This is a genomic window from Candidatus Thiodiazotropha sp. AKAK3 (assembly GCF_058244645.1).
On sequence record NZ_JBSYOQ010000056.1, the window covers coordinates 24,341 to 39,447 of the forward strand.

13 protein-coding genes are annotated in these 15,107 nt (G+C 49.8%); 7 read left to right on the top strand and 6 right to left on the bottom strand.

All coding sequences use genetic code 11. From position 1 onward, the window contains the following. Positions 1-44: 44 nt before the first annotated feature. From AC4IE7_RS14145 to AC4IE7_RS14165, 5 genes are all read right to left on the bottom strand, one after another. Positions 45-2,351, bottom strand: coding sequence for an MMPL family transporter (locus AC4IE7_RS14145; RefSeq protein ID WP_490777496.1), 2,307 nt, complete (start codon positions 2,349-2,351; stop codon positions 45-47). A 93-nt stretch (positions 2,352-2,444) separates the two neighbouring features. Next, the gene (locus tag AC4IE7_RS14150; protein ID WP_490777497.1) at positions 2,445-3,041 is read right to left on the bottom strand and encodes a LolA family protein; all 597 of its coding nucleotides are present in this window, start codon (positions 3,039-3,041) and stop codon (positions 2,445-2,447) included. Further along, on the bottom strand, positions 3,025-3,930 hold the full coding sequence (locus AC4IE7_RS14155) for a lysophospholipid acyltransferase family protein (RefSeq protein ID WP_490777498.1): 906 nt from the start codon (positions 3,928-3,930) through the stop codon (positions 3,025-3,027). Before AC4IE7_RS14155 ends, AC4IE7_RS14150 begins: the two co-directional genes overlap by 17 nt. 2 nt (positions 3,931-3,932) lie before the next feature. After that, positions 3,933-4,235, bottom strand: coding sequence for an ApeI family dehydratase (locus AC4IE7_RS14160; protein ID WP_490777499.1), 303 nt, complete (start codon positions 4,233-4,235; stop codon positions 3,933-3,935). A 2-nt stretch (positions 4,236-4,237) separates the two neighbouring features. Beyond that, positions 4,238-4,501, bottom strand: a complete 264-nt coding sequence (locus AC4IE7_RS14165; RefSeq protein ID WP_490777500.1) for a phosphopantetheine-binding protein — start codon at positions 4,499-4,501, stop codon at positions 4,238-4,240. 528 nt (positions 4,502-5,029) lie between these two features. Here AC4IE7_RS14165 and speB point away from each other — a divergent pair. Together speB and speA are read left to right on the top strand one after the other, a co-directional pair. Further along, positions 5,030-5,941: an agmatinase gene (gene speB / locus AC4IE7_RS14170; RefSeq protein ID WP_490777501.1), complete on the top strand. Its 912-nt coding sequence runs from the start codon at positions 5,030-5,032 to the stop codon at positions 5,939-5,941. After that, positions 5,931-7,844: a biosynthetic arginine decarboxylase gene (speA, locus tag AC4IE7_RS14175; RefSeq protein WP_490777502.1), complete on the top strand. Its 1,914-nt coding sequence runs from the start codon at positions 5,931-5,933 to the stop codon at positions 7,842-7,844. The genes speB and speA overlap by 11 nt, the downstream gene beginning before the upstream one ends. Positions 7,845-7,871: 27 nt before the next feature. On the opposite strand, the gene AC4IE7_RS14180 is transcribed toward speA, so the two are convergent. Continuing rightward, positions 7,872-8,576: an endonuclease gene (locus tag AC4IE7_RS14180; RefSeq protein WP_490777503.1), complete on the bottom strand. Its 705-nt coding sequence runs from the start codon at positions 8,574-8,576 to the stop codon at positions 7,872-7,874. A 465-nt stretch (positions 8,577-9,041) separates the two neighbouring features. Here AC4IE7_RS14180 and AC4IE7_RS14185 point away from each other — a divergent pair, with 465 nt between their 5' ends. From AC4IE7_RS14185 to AC4IE7_RS14205, 5 genes are all read left to right on the top strand, one after another. Continuing rightward, a complete protein-coding gene (locus AC4IE7_RS14185; protein WP_490777504.1) occupies positions 9,042-10,655 on the top strand; it encodes an XrtA system polysaccharide chain length determinant in 1,614 nt (537 codons plus the stop codon). Positions 10,656-11,034: 379 nt separating this feature from the next. Beyond that, complete coding sequence (gene glyA, locus AC4IE7_RS14190) at positions 11,035-12,291, top strand: serine hydroxymethyltransferase (RefSeq protein WP_490777505.1); 1,257 nt, start codon at positions 11,035-11,037, stop codon at positions 12,289-12,291. 68 nt (positions 12,292-12,359) lie between these two features. Further along, positions 12,360-12,872 (top strand): transcriptional regulator NrdR, encoded by a 513-nt coding sequence (nrdR, locus tag AC4IE7_RS14195; protein ID WP_490777506.1) that lies wholly within the window; start codon positions 12,360-12,362, stop codon positions 12,870-12,872. Further along, positions 12,869-13,996, top strand: a complete 1,128-nt coding sequence (ribD, locus tag AC4IE7_RS14200; protein ID WP_490777507.1) for a bifunctional diaminohydroxyphosphoribosylaminopyrimidine deaminase/5-amino-6-(5-phosphoribosylamino)uracil reductase RibD — start codon at positions 12,869-12,871, stop codon at positions 13,994-13,996. Before nrdR ends, ribD begins: the two co-directional genes overlap by 4 nt. Before the next feature lie 3 nt (positions 13,997-13,999). Continuing rightward, positions 14,000-14,656 carry a riboflavin synthase gene (locus AC4IE7_RS14205; RefSeq protein WP_490777508.1) on the top strand — a complete coding sequence of 219 codons (657 nt, stop codon included), beginning with the start codon at positions 14,000-14,002 and terminating at the stop codon, positions 14,654-14,656. The last annotated feature ends 451 nt before the right edge of the window (positions 14,657-15,107 follow it).

Sequence of the window (15,107 nt, forward strand, 5' to 3'; positions counted from 1 at the left end):
GCGTAATCAATCATCTTCAAGAGTCTGAGCTTGATCCTTTAAGTCTATGAAATTCTTCGTGACAGGGCATAGGTGGCAAGATAACTCATTGCTACACCGATAGCGACTGTCTGGCCTATAGCGTGTAACACAGGAATCGAAGAACTGGCCAGGATCGCAAACACACCAGCAGTGCTCAATGCACAAACACTTAAGGCATGCAGCGTCAATAAAGTCTCTCCCTGCTGCTGCTCACGGCGCCGGAAGAAGAGGCTGTAGTCCATTCCGATACCCAGTACGAGCATCAGCGAGATCAGATGAAACAGATTGAGGGACTCTCCTGATAAATTTAACAGGCCAACTGTAGTCAAAATAGCCGCAGCAATCGGTATCAGTGTGTTAAACGCGGCTTTTAATGAACCCAGACCGTACCAAAGCAGCAACAGCATAAGCAGGCTACCGAAAGCGATTCGTTGCAGAATCTGCTCTCTGAAGTCTCCCACGAGACTACTGATTTCTGATCTCATATTGAGATAGCGAACTTCAGGAGAGGCGTTGTTGAGATAGTTTGCAATTGATTCGGAATCGCCATCCGTGTGTAACGGAATCAATGCAAACCAGTCAGATGGTCCCTGCCTGATCATGCTTTGCAGGCGCGGTTTTAAATCGGTCTCCAATGCCTGGTCATAGCTTAAAGGCGAATATCTTCTGCTCTCCTGGATCTCCTTGATGAAGGGCTTGAAAGCCGTTTCCCGAAAAGGTGTTCCCTTCAGCCCCTGTTGCAGGTTTGCTGACAATTGCTCCGAATCAGGCAGGGCGCGTTGTCTAAGCCTCTGTTTATGCTCACTGGGAAGATAATCACTGGGTAGTTTTATGTCATTGAGAATCTGCCCTTCAGGGTCAGTTTTGAGACGCTCACGCAACGCTTCACTGGTCTGCAGTATCGATTCCGGATCATCGCCCCTGATAAACATTAGCTGGTTGGGTTCTGCGCTAAGCAGCTGCTGGCGTAATTGCCGATCCTGTTTCAGAAGTGCCTGGGGTAGTGGAGAGAGGGTGGCGATGTCATCCTGCCAGAGCGTGTCGTATGAAATGAGCAGGCTTGCCAGACTGATAATCGCTGCAGTAGAAAGCACCAATACCGGCCACCTGCGCTGACCGAGTAACCTGCTCAATAGTGATATTCCCCTGGGTTTTGGTGGCATAAAAGCTACGGGAAAAAGTTGCGGCAGTATAAAACGGCTTGTCAATGCAGCAGTCAGCAGGCCGGTCAGTGTAAAAAGACCCAATTGGCGTAAGCCGGAAAAATCGGTGGTCAATAGAACCAGATAGGCGATACAGGTGGTGTAGACACCTAAACGCATAGTATTCCAGATCTGCAGCATACTTTTTTTAACTGATTGCTCTTTTCGGAGATGACTGAACAGGTGGATAGGGTAATCCAGTGTCACCCCAAGTAGGGTGATTCCAAATGCGAGGGTGATGCCATGCAGCTCGCCGAAAAAAAGTTGGCAGACTATCGCCGCAGCCAGTAGGGCACTGGCTAGAGGCAGAGCGGCTATCAATAGATAGGGTAGAAATCGATAAGCACTGAACAGCAGGAGTGCAATCAATATTGAGGCGATGATGCTCAGGCTTTGACTCTCATTGTGAATAATATTTCTCGATTCAACGCCAAAGGTGCCAGGGCCACTCACAATCAGTTCGTAGGGTTGGCCACTACTGACACGGACAAATTCAGTCTTGATGAAGGAAAGCACCAGTTGCTGTTGATCGAGATCCATACCTCCCGCCTTGGTCTGAGCCAGAAGCAGAGCCATCTCACCATCCTTTGAGTGCCATACCCCCTGTTCACTGTTGATGTTATGTTCAGCTAACCAGCTGCCCAACATCGACTGATAGGTGCCCAGTGGATCAGCAGGTAATAGATCTTTGAAAGGTGTGGGAAAGGGTGATTTCAGCTCCTCTAATCGCTGCACCAGGGCTGCATTGAGCATATCTGCAGAGTAGTTATCGGGTCTGTCATCAGTTGAAATCAGGTATCGGTACTTAAAAAGAAGAGGATCGATCACCAGGGTAGTGGGGGTGCCATTTTCCACCCGCTCGAAAAAGGGGCTGTTACGAAGCTGAGTCGCAAATTGCTGACTGATCTGGGCTCTTCCCGCCGAATCTCCCTGCTTGATCGCTATCATCAGCAATCGGTTGGCCTCTCCCTGATTTATTTCGTTGAGCAACAGTTTTTGGTCTGCTGCGGTGCCTTCAGGAAGAAACAGGCTCATATCGGTGCGCACTTCGATTTGGCTGAATGCCCACCAGCTACAGATGAGCAGCGTGGTCAACCAAAGCACCAGGGTGTTATATCTGATCTTCATTCTCAGAAACCACTCAATCAAGATTACCAATAGAGTGTGTTGTAGTGACATGATCCATTTTGAAATGGATGGATCTCAGAAGATGCTTCGGACTCATTTTTGAATAGGTGTGAGGTGGGTGATGATCTGATCACCGTTGGTTTCAATCACCCGGTAGCGATCTATTTCCAGTTCCCGGCCCTCTATCTCAATTTGAGTTATTTTAGCGGCCAGTTCTTTCTGCCTGGGATCAAGGGTCAGGATCCAGCCCTTTTTGTCCCCGGACAACTTTGGCGTGAAATAGGAGTTCAATGTTTCAATATCTCCCCCCAGGACTGATCGGAAGGAGGCGCTGAAGGCAAGCAGTTCCGGTAGGTTGTCCAATAACAGGGTCTGCTGTTTCTCTCCCTGCCAAAGAATTAACCGGTTGCCCTCGATCTCATAGCGGGTATCACTTGGGGGGGCGAGGGTTCTTATCAGCCGATCTGGTGGCTGAAACACCAAGGTTCCTCTCTGCTCTATAGGCTGATCGAGTAGAGCCAGTTCACGAACTTCAGTAAACCGGGCATGTCGATCTCCGCTCGATTGCCACTGTTTCATCATATATTCCAGTGACCAGTCTGACTCTTCGGCCACAGAGATTGGTGCAAGGGTAATCAAAAACAGCCCAAGTAACAGGCGACAGATCAGATTACTATTCTGAAGTCTCATCCTGCCCCCAGAAATCGTAAAAATTGAACCAGTTGTATGGTGACATACGCGCATAATATTCCATTCTGTCCGCGTAGCGTTGTGTCCATGCCTGGAGTGCCTCGTTGCGACGCCCCCTCTCCAACTCAATAACATCAGCAAAATGTTCAATACGTATTTGGTATCTGTTTCCGCCCAGGTAGAGACCAAAAAACAGAAATACCGGGCATTTCAGAATCGAAGCGAGCAGCATCGGGCCTTGTGGCAGCAGAGTCTCTCTGCCAAGAAAATTACATTTAGCTGATTTCGCACTATCTGTAACGCGGTCACCCAATAGACCAATGATTCCGCCCTGGTCGACCACCTCCTGGGCACGTATCAAGGTGTCAGGCTTACCCAGCTCGATAATACTGTCGCTGAGCGCAGGATTTAGCTCAGAGAATACCCGCATCATCATTTCGTTGTGCTGAGGATACATCAGTATCTTCAGGGGTAACTCCCGCTTTACAATCGCCGTGGCCCTCAGGATTTCAAAGCTGCCCAGGTGAGAACCGAGCAGAATACAACCCCGATTGGCCTGCAGATGCTCCGCAATCATCTTGTGATTGTGGATCTCCAGCTCGAAATAGTCATACCGGTCAGCCATCAGGAATACCCGATCCAGAATGGTAGCTGAGAAGGTGTGGATATGTTTGGCTGTGTCGAGCAGGGTCGGTGGGCGGTCGAGAACCAGATTCAGATAATCTTTCGAGGCACGTCTTTGGGCGCTAGCCGTAATCAGGAAGTAGAGGGTGATCGGGTAGAGCAGGGAACGGGCGGCAAATCTCCCTAGATTCAATGCAATCCAGAGAATCAGACGAAGTGCCCCTGAAGTGCCTCTCTCCCCCTGTCCTTTCCAGCGACTACTCAAGGTTATGGCCCGGTCTTGGTCAAGGCCAACTTGCCTGTAACTATGGTGATGTTGCCAACGACACATTTGAAAATGATCAAATCACCTTTTTCCTCAGCGGATAGATCGAAGTCCTGTCCAGGCATCAACGGCTGCATGAACTTAACATTCACTATCTCGTTCACTCTGTGCTCTGCATAGCGCTTGGCAAGCAGCTCTATCACACGCTCAAGAATCAGGGTGCCAGGAACGATTGGGTTGCCAGGGAAATGCCCTGCCAGGCAGGGGTGGTCATCTGCTACGGCTTTAGCCCTTTCGCTCCACACAACTAGAGATTATCCAAAATGTAGCGAGTTAACTTAGATAGAGATGAGAAGATTTCTGTCAGATTCTCGTCATCAGCCTTCAATTGAATGCCGTACTTCTGTTTGATGCCTAACGAAAGTTCCAGTGCATCAATTGAGTCGAGGCCCAAACCGTCTCGAAATAAGGGGGCGTCAGATTCGATCTCATCAGCTGTTACGTCTTCCAGATTAAGGGTCTCAACGATCAACTGAGCAACTTCGAGTTCGGTGGGTAATGCGCTTTCCATCTATTTGTCTATCCAGTGAATTTAGCAAAAACGGTTGGTTTAAAGGAGCGGCTTCTACCGCCTGTTTAATATCTGTCTCTGTATCTTACCGAAAAATACCCGGATACAACCACTATTCTTTAAACCTCTCAAACTGTTGAGTCAGCTCTGACAGGTTCATTTGACACCACTGGAGTGCTTCTCTTACCAGGATCAGGTATCAGTGGCCTCTACCTGTACTGCAGCATCTGAATTATTAGCGCTACGGATCATCATGGCGACTAAGTATGTTGTCTTCAGCCGAAGCGTGCCTGCCTGCGGGGCGCGAGCCGCGCCTTGATCAAGTGCAGGCTTGAAACCCTGAAGACAACATACTTAGTCGCCGGGTTAATAATAACCTCATCCCATCGGGTTGCAGCTGTAAAAGATGACGCTCTGGATTGCGCTCTGGCAGTTTTGCATCACTAAACTCTACTCTTTATGGCCTGAATCGTCTGAGGTTGATCCAGAGGTTCCCTCGATAGCACCATTTCTGGCACACTTCGCGGCATGAAATACCTTGATCTACCCAATAGCAGTATCGATGCAGCAGATGTAGTGATACTACCTGTTCCCTATGAGCGGACAGTGACCTTTCAGGGGGGAACTGGACTTGGGCCTGAAGCTATTCTGACCGCCAGCAGTCAACTGGAGTTCTATGAGGAGGATGGTGGATGGTGTCCCAGTGAATATATGAAATCCACAGTACTTAAGCCGCTATCCACATCGGCTGAAACTGAGGAGAGATTTCATCAGCAACTTTTTGAAACGGTTGCTGATTTACCCGTAGATAATCTACTCATCGCACTCGGTGGTGAACACTCAATAACCCCGGAAATAGTATTTGCCCGCATGCCTTCGGGGGGAACAGTGGTTCAGATTGATGCTCATGCAGATCTTAGATCCAGCTACCAGGGTTCGATCTACAATCATGCCTGCCCGATGTACCGGATCTGGCAGAAAGGCTACCAACTGATTCAAATAGGTATACGCTCCCTGCACGCTGAGGAGGCGAAAATAATCCGCAATGAAACTTCGATTACGACCTATTTCGACCGGCAGCTTCAGCAAGCTGAGTATATGCAATCGATGCTCCATCATCTGGCCTCCCTCAAAGGGCCGGTCTGGTTGACCATCGATCTGGATGGATTCGACCCCGGTGTGGTTTCTGGCGTCGGCACGCCACAGCCCGGTGGTTTGAGTTGGCACCAAGGGGTAAACATCGTTGAAACCCTGTTGAGAAACAGCGCCATTGAATTGGCTGGGTTGGACATTGTTGAGCTGGTACCTGAGGCAAACAAGGTTTCCGATATGCTGGCAGCCAAGCTGATGCAAAAGTCTATCTCCTTCTGGGGCAAGTCCCAGGGTTTTAACCATAAGTCCGCTACAGGTTCTCAAATTGGAGTAGTCGATGAGTATTGATGTAGATTGGGATGTTCATCGAGCAGAGAAGCTCTATCAGGTTGCTCAATGGGGTGGTGGCTATTTTTCGATTAATGACCTGGGTCATGTAGAGGCCATTACCGATGGTATCCGCCGTATCGACCTGAAGGTGTTATGCGAAGAACTTGCCGAGCAACAGTTGAAGCCGCCACTGCTTTTGCGCTTTTCCGACATGCTGAAACGTCGCATGGCCCAGATCAGTAAACGGTTCAGCGTGGCTATTGATCAGGCTGAATACAGGGGTAACTACTTTGGTGTCTACCCGATCAAGGTTAATCAACAGCGTCAGGTCATTGAAGAGATCGTTGAGTTTGGTACTGATTATCACTGGGGGCTGGAAGCAGGCTCGAAGCCTGAATTGCATGCAACCCTGGCAATGCTCGAGGATGTGGATGGTTTGATTCTGTGCAACGGCTATAAGGATCAGGAGTTTGTCGACCTCGCCATGATTGGCATAAAGATGGGTAAACAGGTCTTTGTCGTGGTGGAAAAACTCAATGAACTCGAACTGATACTCGATGCTGCTGAACGACTGAATGTGGAACCTCTCATTGGTCTGCGCTGCCGCATGGCCACCACGAGTAATGGCATGTGGCAGGATTCCGGAGGGGATAACTCGAAATTCGGTCTCTCACCTTCGGAGTTGTTACAGGCCGTGAGTAAACTGAAACAGGTGGCTAAGCTGGAATCTCTCAGATTGCTGCATTTCCACATCGGCAGTCAGGTACCTCAAATCAGATACATCAAAGAGGCGATGCAGGAGGCGGCACGCTATTACGTCGAAATAAGACAGCTGGGAGCACCAATTGAATTTATGGATGTTGGTGGCGGTCTTGGGGTTAACTATGAGGGGAGTGTTTCTGCAAGCAACTCCTCTGTTGACTATAGTCTGCAAGAGTATGCCAATGACATAGTCTGGGCCTTGAAAGGGATTTGTGACGAGGCGTCTCTGCCTCATCCACATATCATTTCCGAATCGGGAAGGGCGCTGGTTGCTCATCATGCTGTGCTGATTGTCGATGTGATTGGCACAACACGGCGGACAACTGAGGTTGCGCCAGTGGAGCCTGGCCAGGAAAGCCCGCTTCAATTGCGTCAACTATGGGATACCCTGGTCAATTTCGATAATCTGACGCCCAGAGAGGCACTACATGATGTCACTGCCTTTCGGGAGGATATCAATAAGCTCTTTACCCTGGGCCATGCGACCCTTTCTGATCGGGCTCATGCTGATGATCTCTACTGGCGTCTGATCAACAGGATTAGCGGGTGTATGGATGAGGCTGAACTGAGTCAGCTTGAACCTGAGCTCTTATCCAAGACTGCCGATCGCTATTTTTGTAATTTCTCAGTATTTCAATCTCTGCCTGATAGTTGGGCGATCAATCAGGTCTTTCCAGTGATGCCAATCCACAGGCTGGGTGAATCCCCCGACAGGCAGGGTATCCTGGTCGATATCACCTGTGATTCAGATGGCAAGATTGAGAGATTTCCCCTACAGAATGGCACATCAAAAACCTTGCCTCTGCATAAGGAACGACCTGGAGAACCCTATCTGCTCGGTATCTTCTTAACCGGCGCCTACCAGGAGATTTTAGGTGACCTGCACAACCTGTTTGGGGATACCCATGCTGTACATGTTCGAATGGATGGTGACCACTATGAACTAGAGCAGGTTGTGGCAGGGGAGTCGGTTTCTGAGGTGCTGGACTATGTCCAGTTTAATGAAAAGGTATTGCTTGACCGGATGCGTCGTCAGTTGCAGCAGGCGCGTATTCAAGGACGGATTTCAGCGCGGGAAGCCAACAGCTTCCTGCGCTTTTATCAACTGGGTTTGGATGGTTACACCTATCTGGAAGAGGAGTCGCCCGGAGTGCTCTGAGAGTTACTGGATTTAACCCTCGGCCCACTAGTAAATTTCATAGGTTGAGTGAAGGTGCGGCTGCCGATTGTTTAAACGACTCAGCCGAGCCTGTTCATTTTCAAGTTGTTTCGCTGCTTTATGGGTCAAGCCAGGGTGGTTTTTCAGCTGATAACCAGCAAAATGGAGTTGAAGAACCGCCTCCTGGAGCGTGTTGCGAAGGGAAGAGTTGCTTGAATCCAGATGTTGCGCCAGTTCTTTCAGAGGAATCTCAACATGATGCTCCCTTACAGCCGTTGGGAGTTTCAGCCTGGCAGCTAAATTTAAAAATGGATCGAGCGGTTCCACTTTCGGGAGTTCAGAGTGGTGGGTTTTGCCAGAGTAGACCAGCTCCACATTCTCAGGGATGATTTTCAACTGATCCTGGTAGTGATCGGTAAGTTCTTGACTCACCGACTCCTCGCCATTGATAACCCCACGAACAATCTGAGTAATGTCACGCGCTGAGCGACAATCTGGTCTGTTTGCCAGTATGGCTGCCATCAGGCGCCGCTGCCCAGTGCTCAATCTGGTTGCCTGGTAACCCGACATATTGAATTGCCGCTGATCTGTCAGGTTGCGCAAAAAGGCTTCTGCATATGCGAAATAGCGGGAGGTATAGTGAAACAGCTCTTCTGCACAGCCACCCCAACCAGGGTGACAATCCGGATAGTACAAGCCATCGACATATTTAGCATGGTGATTCAGGTTCATAAGAAAATACCTCTATTGGTGATATGACCCAGGAGGTACAGCGGTTTCTAAATTAAGGATAGATCTAAATTAAGAACAGTAGGCCGGGGAGATAGGTATTTAACATTTTTGGCTGAAAAGTGATGCTGTGACAATTGTGCACTCATTTGAATTACCTTGAGCTGCTTTACTTTATATGTCAGAGCAAGTAATTTATTTAACTGCATGAAAGATATGAAAAAATAATTTAAGTATGGCTGGGCTGCTGGTGAGGAGATGTGGCTGAGGGATAGGAAAAATGGAAGGATTCAATTGTTCCAGGGTCTAACTGTCAGGCTCAATTTCTTGTGATGTGAATATTAGGCTACTTTACTGATTAGATCTCCTTTAGAATGCGTATCCAAAGTCAGATAACCTTAATAGATCCAGGATATTAAAAAGGGACCGGTTTTTGTTTGCACTACAAACCGCAGTAAGCAGAATTAGATGAACGATATCATTTTCAAAATTAAAAACTATATTCGTTCAGCCTGGCGATTTCGTTGGCTGGCGATCTCAATCTCCTGGGCTGTTGCCGTAATGGGTTGGGGCGTGGTGTTTGTATTGCCCGATAAATTTGAGTCCGAGGCCAAAGTGTATGTCGACACCGAGAGTGTGCTTCGACCTCTGCTCCAGGGGCTGGCTGTGCAGAATGATATGAATCAGCGCCTGCATCTGATGACGCGCACACTTCTGAGCCATGAGAATCTCAAAAAGCTGCTGATGCTGACTGATCTGGATCACAAAGCGACCTCACGTGAAGAGGAGGAGCAGCTGATTAACTGGTTGAGAAAGACCATAGTCGTTGATGTCAATCGCCGTCCGATTCCAGGTAGCCGGGAAACAGAAAACTTCTACACCATCGCTTTTGAATATGACGACCGTTTCATGGCGCAAAGGGTGGTCAAGGTTCTGCTCGATATCTTTGTGGAAAGTGCCTTGGGTGATACCCGTATAGAGTCTGATGCTGCTCAAGAATTCCTACAAAAACAGATCGTTGAATATGAAAGCCGTCTCCTGGAGGCGGAGAACAAACTGACAGACTTCAAACGCAAAAATGTAGATACCCTGCCGAGAGAGAATGGCGGTATCTTCACTCGATTGGAGAGTGCCCGGACAGATCTTGAAGAGGTTCAGTTAGAGCTTAAAGAGGCCCGCATAAGGCGTGATGAGCTGAAACGTCAATACACCACAACCCTGGCTGAAGAGCAGAGTCGTAGTGACAGTCTCGGCCTGTCAGCGGCTTCAAACTCGCCAATGGCGCAGCGTCTGTTGGCGATGCAGACAAGACTGGACGATTTGCTGCTTCGATATACGGATCAACACCCGGATGTACAGGAGTTAAGATCCAAAATCGAAGAGTTGAGAAAGCAGGCTGCCAACGCACCCAGCAGGCCACCAAGCCCTATCGCTTCAAGTGCACCTGGGGTTTCCAGTGCATTGGAAGAGCTTAAATTGGCCTATCGTCAGTCAGAAGTTAATTTACGAGCCATTCGCCTGCGTGCCAATGAGTACCAAAACCGGGTCGATGAGACCAAGAAGAAGCTTGATACCCTGCCCAAGGTCGAAGCAGAACTGACACGGTTGAATCGTGACTACAACATAAACAAAGAGAATTATCAGGAGCTGGTGCAGAGGCTGGAGTCCGCAAAAATGTCAGAGCGGGCGGATGAGGCTGGCGATAATCTGAAATTCAGAGTGGTCGAGCCACCGACTGTACCCCTGTTCCCTGTCGGGCCACAACGCCTTCTTCTAACCATCGGGGTATTGATTGTGGCACTGGGTATCGGCGGTGGTATCGCCTTTCTGTTGTCTCAACTCAGGCCGGTCTATTTTGATATGCGTACCCTGGGTACGGAATTGGAATTTCCAGTATTGGGCCAGGTCTCGAGGGTTATGACAGACGAAGTCAAAATGAAAAGACGCATGGCGATCAGTGGCTTCATCACCATGTTTCTACTGCTGATGCTGCTCTTTATAGGCATTGCTGCGATCTATGTTATTGGTTTGAGGGAAGATATCCTGATGATAATCAAGCAGACAGGGTTGCTTGGCGGCTGAAAGCGCTAAGCCATAGAGACTTTCCAGGGGTGGCTTACCTCACCCTGGAAAGCTGAGAGCAGCAGATTATTTCCCTGAACAGCTATTAACAAAGTCGAGATCTGACGCTTCAGCTCTTCCATATCTTCCTCCGGGTAAATTGAGCCATTATCAGGCAGGATTCAGAACTGAATATTTGATATATTTCGCCCTTGTTTCACGGGTCAGGATGTTTCGTCCGTGAATGTAACTGTCGATAGGTGCTAGTTCCTCGAAATCATGGCCGCTGACATGCTGTGACGCATTGATAGTCATTTGCAGGAAATATACTAGAGATCCACAACCATTAATTGAAGATTCAACTGCCCGGGTTACTCCGGTGTGGTGCCGGAGAGGCGATATGTTCCAGAAGAGTATGCAGATTCAAGGTTATGATGACGAGCTGTGGGCGGCGATTCAGGCTGAAGAGCGTCGTCAGGAAGAGCACATCGAACTGATAGCGTCAGAGAATTACACCAGCCCCAGGGTGATGCAGGCACAGGGCGGGGTGATGACCAACAAGTATGCCGAAGGTTATCCCAATAAGCGCTATTACGGTGGTTGTGAGAATGTTGATGTCGCAGAGCAACTCGCTATCGATCGCGCCAAAGCCCTGTTCGGTGCAGACTACGCCAATGTACAGCCCCATTCCGGGTCACAGGCCAACGCCGCTGTCTACATGGCCCTTTGCCAGCCAGGGGATACGATTCTTGGAATGAGTCTCGCTCATGGTGGACATCTGACCCACGGCGCCAAGCCAAATTTTTCCGGCAAAATCTACAATGCAGTCCAGTATGGACTCAATCCCGAGACCGGTGAGATCGACTACGACGAAGTTGAACGTCTGGCAAAAGAGCACAAGCCAAAGATGATCGTAGCGGGCTTCTCTGCCTACTCAAGAGTTGTGGATTGGCAGCGTTTTCGTGATATCGCCGACGAAGTGGGTGCCTTTCTGTTCGTCGATATGGCCCATGTTGCGGGTCTGATCGCCGCTGGTCACTATCCCAGTCCAGTTCAGATCGCAGATGTCACCACCACCACCACCCATAAAACCCTGCGCGGTCCTCGCGGTGGCTTGATACTGGCCAAGTCCAATCCTGAGATTGAAAAGAAACTCAACTCACTGGTTTTTCCCGGTATTCAGGGTGGCCCACTGATGCATGTCATCGCCGCCAAGGCAGTGGCCTTCAAGGAGGCAATGGAGCCAGAGTACAAAGATTACCAACAGAAGGTGATCGACAATGCACGGGCGATGGCCAAGGTGTTCATGGATAGAGGCTACGATGTGGTCTCAAAAGGGACTGACGATCATCTCTTTCTGGTGAGCTTCATCGAAGCCGGCCTGACCGGTAAAGATGTGGACGCCTGGTTGGGTGCTGCCAACATCACCGTGAACAAGAATGCCGTACCCAACGATCCCCAATCACCTTTTGTCACCTCTGGTATTCGGGTCGGAACCCCTGCGGTCACCACTCGTGGTTTTGATCAAGCTGAGTGTGTCGAGCTGGCAGGATGGATGTGCGATGTCATCGATGGACGGGGTGACAGTGCAATCATTGAGTCAGTCAAGGCGAAGGTATTGGACATCTGTGCCAAGCATCCTGTCTATGCCAACTGATATCTGCCAAAAAGAGTACCGGGGTGCGGTAGCGCACTGCCGATACAGCAACAGATAGCAGCTGAATAATGCGCTGTCCATTTTGTGGAGCCCAGGATACCAAGGTCATCGACTCCCGCCTGGCGGGAGAGGGTGACCAGATCCGCAGACGGCGTGAGTGTACGGTCTGCAAAGAGCGTTTCACCACCTACGAAACCGCAGAACTCAACCTCCCCTGGGTCGTCAAGCAGGATGGCAGTCGTGTCCATTTTGATGGCCGCAAACTCCGCGCAGGGATGACCCGAGCCTTGGAGAAAAGACCGGTCAGTGCCGAACTGGTCGATGCAGCGATCAACCACATCACCCGAAAACTGATGGCGGGAGGGGAGAGAGAGATTAACTCACTCGCCATTGGTGAGTTGGTGATGGAAGAGCTGAAACGACTCGACCAGGTCGCCTATGTTCGGTTTGCGTCAGTCTACCGCAAGTTCGAAGACGTCAACGCCTTTCGGGAAGAGATAGAGCGTCTTGAACAGCAGCCAAGTCCTGAAGCCAGACGTCGCCAACTGGATCTCCTGAAAGAAGAGGAAAAAAAGTCTTGAGCAGTGATCTCGACCATCGTTTTATGGGGCGTGCGATTCAACTGGCCAAACAGGGATGGTATACCACCCAGCCAAACCCGAGAGTCGGCTGTCTCCTGGTTAAAGATGGAGAGATCGTTGGTGAGGGCTATCACCGCAGAGCGGGTGAACTCCATGCTGAGCGTAATGCATTGGCCGATGCAGGAGCGGCAGCAAAGGGTGCGACTGCTTATGTCACCTTGGAGCCCTGTTGTCACCAGGGAAGAACACCACCATGTACTGAAGGCCTGATTGAGGCCGGAGTGAAAAGAGTGGTTGCAGCCATGGCTGACCCCAATCCAAAGGTGGCAGGTGAGGGGTTTGAACGACTTAAGCAGGCGGGTATTGAGGTTCTCTCCGGCGTGATGAAGGCCCAGGCAGAGGCACTCAATCCCGGTTTCATCAAACGCATGACTCAGGGGTTACCTTTTGTGCGTTGTAAAATGGCCATGAGCATGGATGGACGCACTGCCATGGCCAATGGAGAGAGCCAGTGGATAACCTCCGCGGATGCGAGGAGGGATGTACACCGGCTGAGAGCCGCCAGTCACGCCATTATGACCGGTATTGGCACTTTGGTTGCCGATGACCCCTCAATGAATGTACGTCTTACCCATCAAGAGCTGGGCATAGATGAGGATCTTCCGATACCCCATCCAGTGCGGGTGGTGTTGGATCCAAATCTCGATGCCCCGGTAACAGCCAAAATGTTTAATCAGCCTGGGCCAACACTGGTGGTCTGCAGCGACGAAAATCCAACCCATGGTGCCGCACTCGAAGCAGCTGGTGCGCAGGTGATTACTCTGCCGGGTGATCAAAAGAGTCTCGACCTGAATGAAGTTCTCCAGTTCCTGGCGAGTCAGGAGATCAATGAAGTGATGCTGGAGTCTGGAGCAACCCTCGCCGGGGCCATGCTGGAACAGGGCCTGATTGATGAGCTGATAATCTATCAGGCGCCTCACCTGATGGGCAATTCAGCGAGAGGCTTATTCACAATACCGGGGCTGGAACAGATGTCGCAACGCATCGCCCTGCAGATCACCGACCTCAGACAGATTGGCCCCGATATACGGATAACCGCAAACCCAATTCAGAGTGAGGATTGACCCATGTTTACCGGTATTATTCAGGCAGTTGGTCAATTGGCTTCAGTTGAAGCAAGAGGAGGGGATCAGCGTCTGACCATCAACAGCGGTGATCTGGATCTTAGTGATGTCGCCCTCGGTGACAGCATTGCCAGCAACGGCATCTGTCTAACCGTAATTGAGCTGACCGGCAAAGGCTTTAAAGCCGATGTCTCGAGAGAAACCCTGGGATTGACCACCCTGCACAAGCTCAAATCAGGAGCCCCACTCAATCTCGAAAAAGCCCTGACCCTGAATACCCGACTGGGCGGCCATCTGGTCAGTGGTCACGTGGATGGTGTCGGCCATATCGTGGAGCGAAGGGACGATGCCCGTTCCATCCGATTTACAGTTGCAGCCCCCCCGGAGCTAGCCCGCTATATCGCACTGAAGGGATCGATCTGTGTTGATGGCGTGAGTCTCACCGTAAATGGTGTCAACGGAGCCCAGTTCGAACTGAACCTGGTCCCCCATACCCTGCAGGAGACCATCATGGATGGTTACCGTGCCGGAACTGAGGTCAATCTGGAAGTTGATCTGATTGCCCGCTATCTGGAACGACTGATGTTGGGGGATCAAGCGGCCAAGATGACAGGTTCAGGATTAACTGAGGCCCTGTTGAGAGAGCAGGGTTTTATCTAAATCTGGTAGTGTCTTCCGAAAAAGCGGTTTGTCGTTGGCGTGATGCTTTTATTGATGCTTTGAGCATTAGATCATTCATTAATCCAAGCAAAAACATGGTGGTTTTTCTGTTGAAATCCAATTTGAAGAATCTAGCTGGCAGATAGCTATGTGCTGTGGTGCCGTTTGGTTTGGTATGCGCTCCATAATTTATTGAGCGTTGTTTATTAGGAATGTAGTTTCTAGTATCGGATGGTTTTGTGGTTTTGAGCGAACATTAGCAGTAGATTGGTCGTCATAAGACATTATATGTGCCGTCGTCATAAGTCGTTTAATGAGCCGTCTACATAATCCACTGTTGTACAAATAAAAGGAAGAGATAGCGCCTTACATCACCAATAATTCAACATGCCATTAAGGATAATGGTAGTAGCAGGAGAAACGCATGGAAGCGACTTTACAGAGTATATTT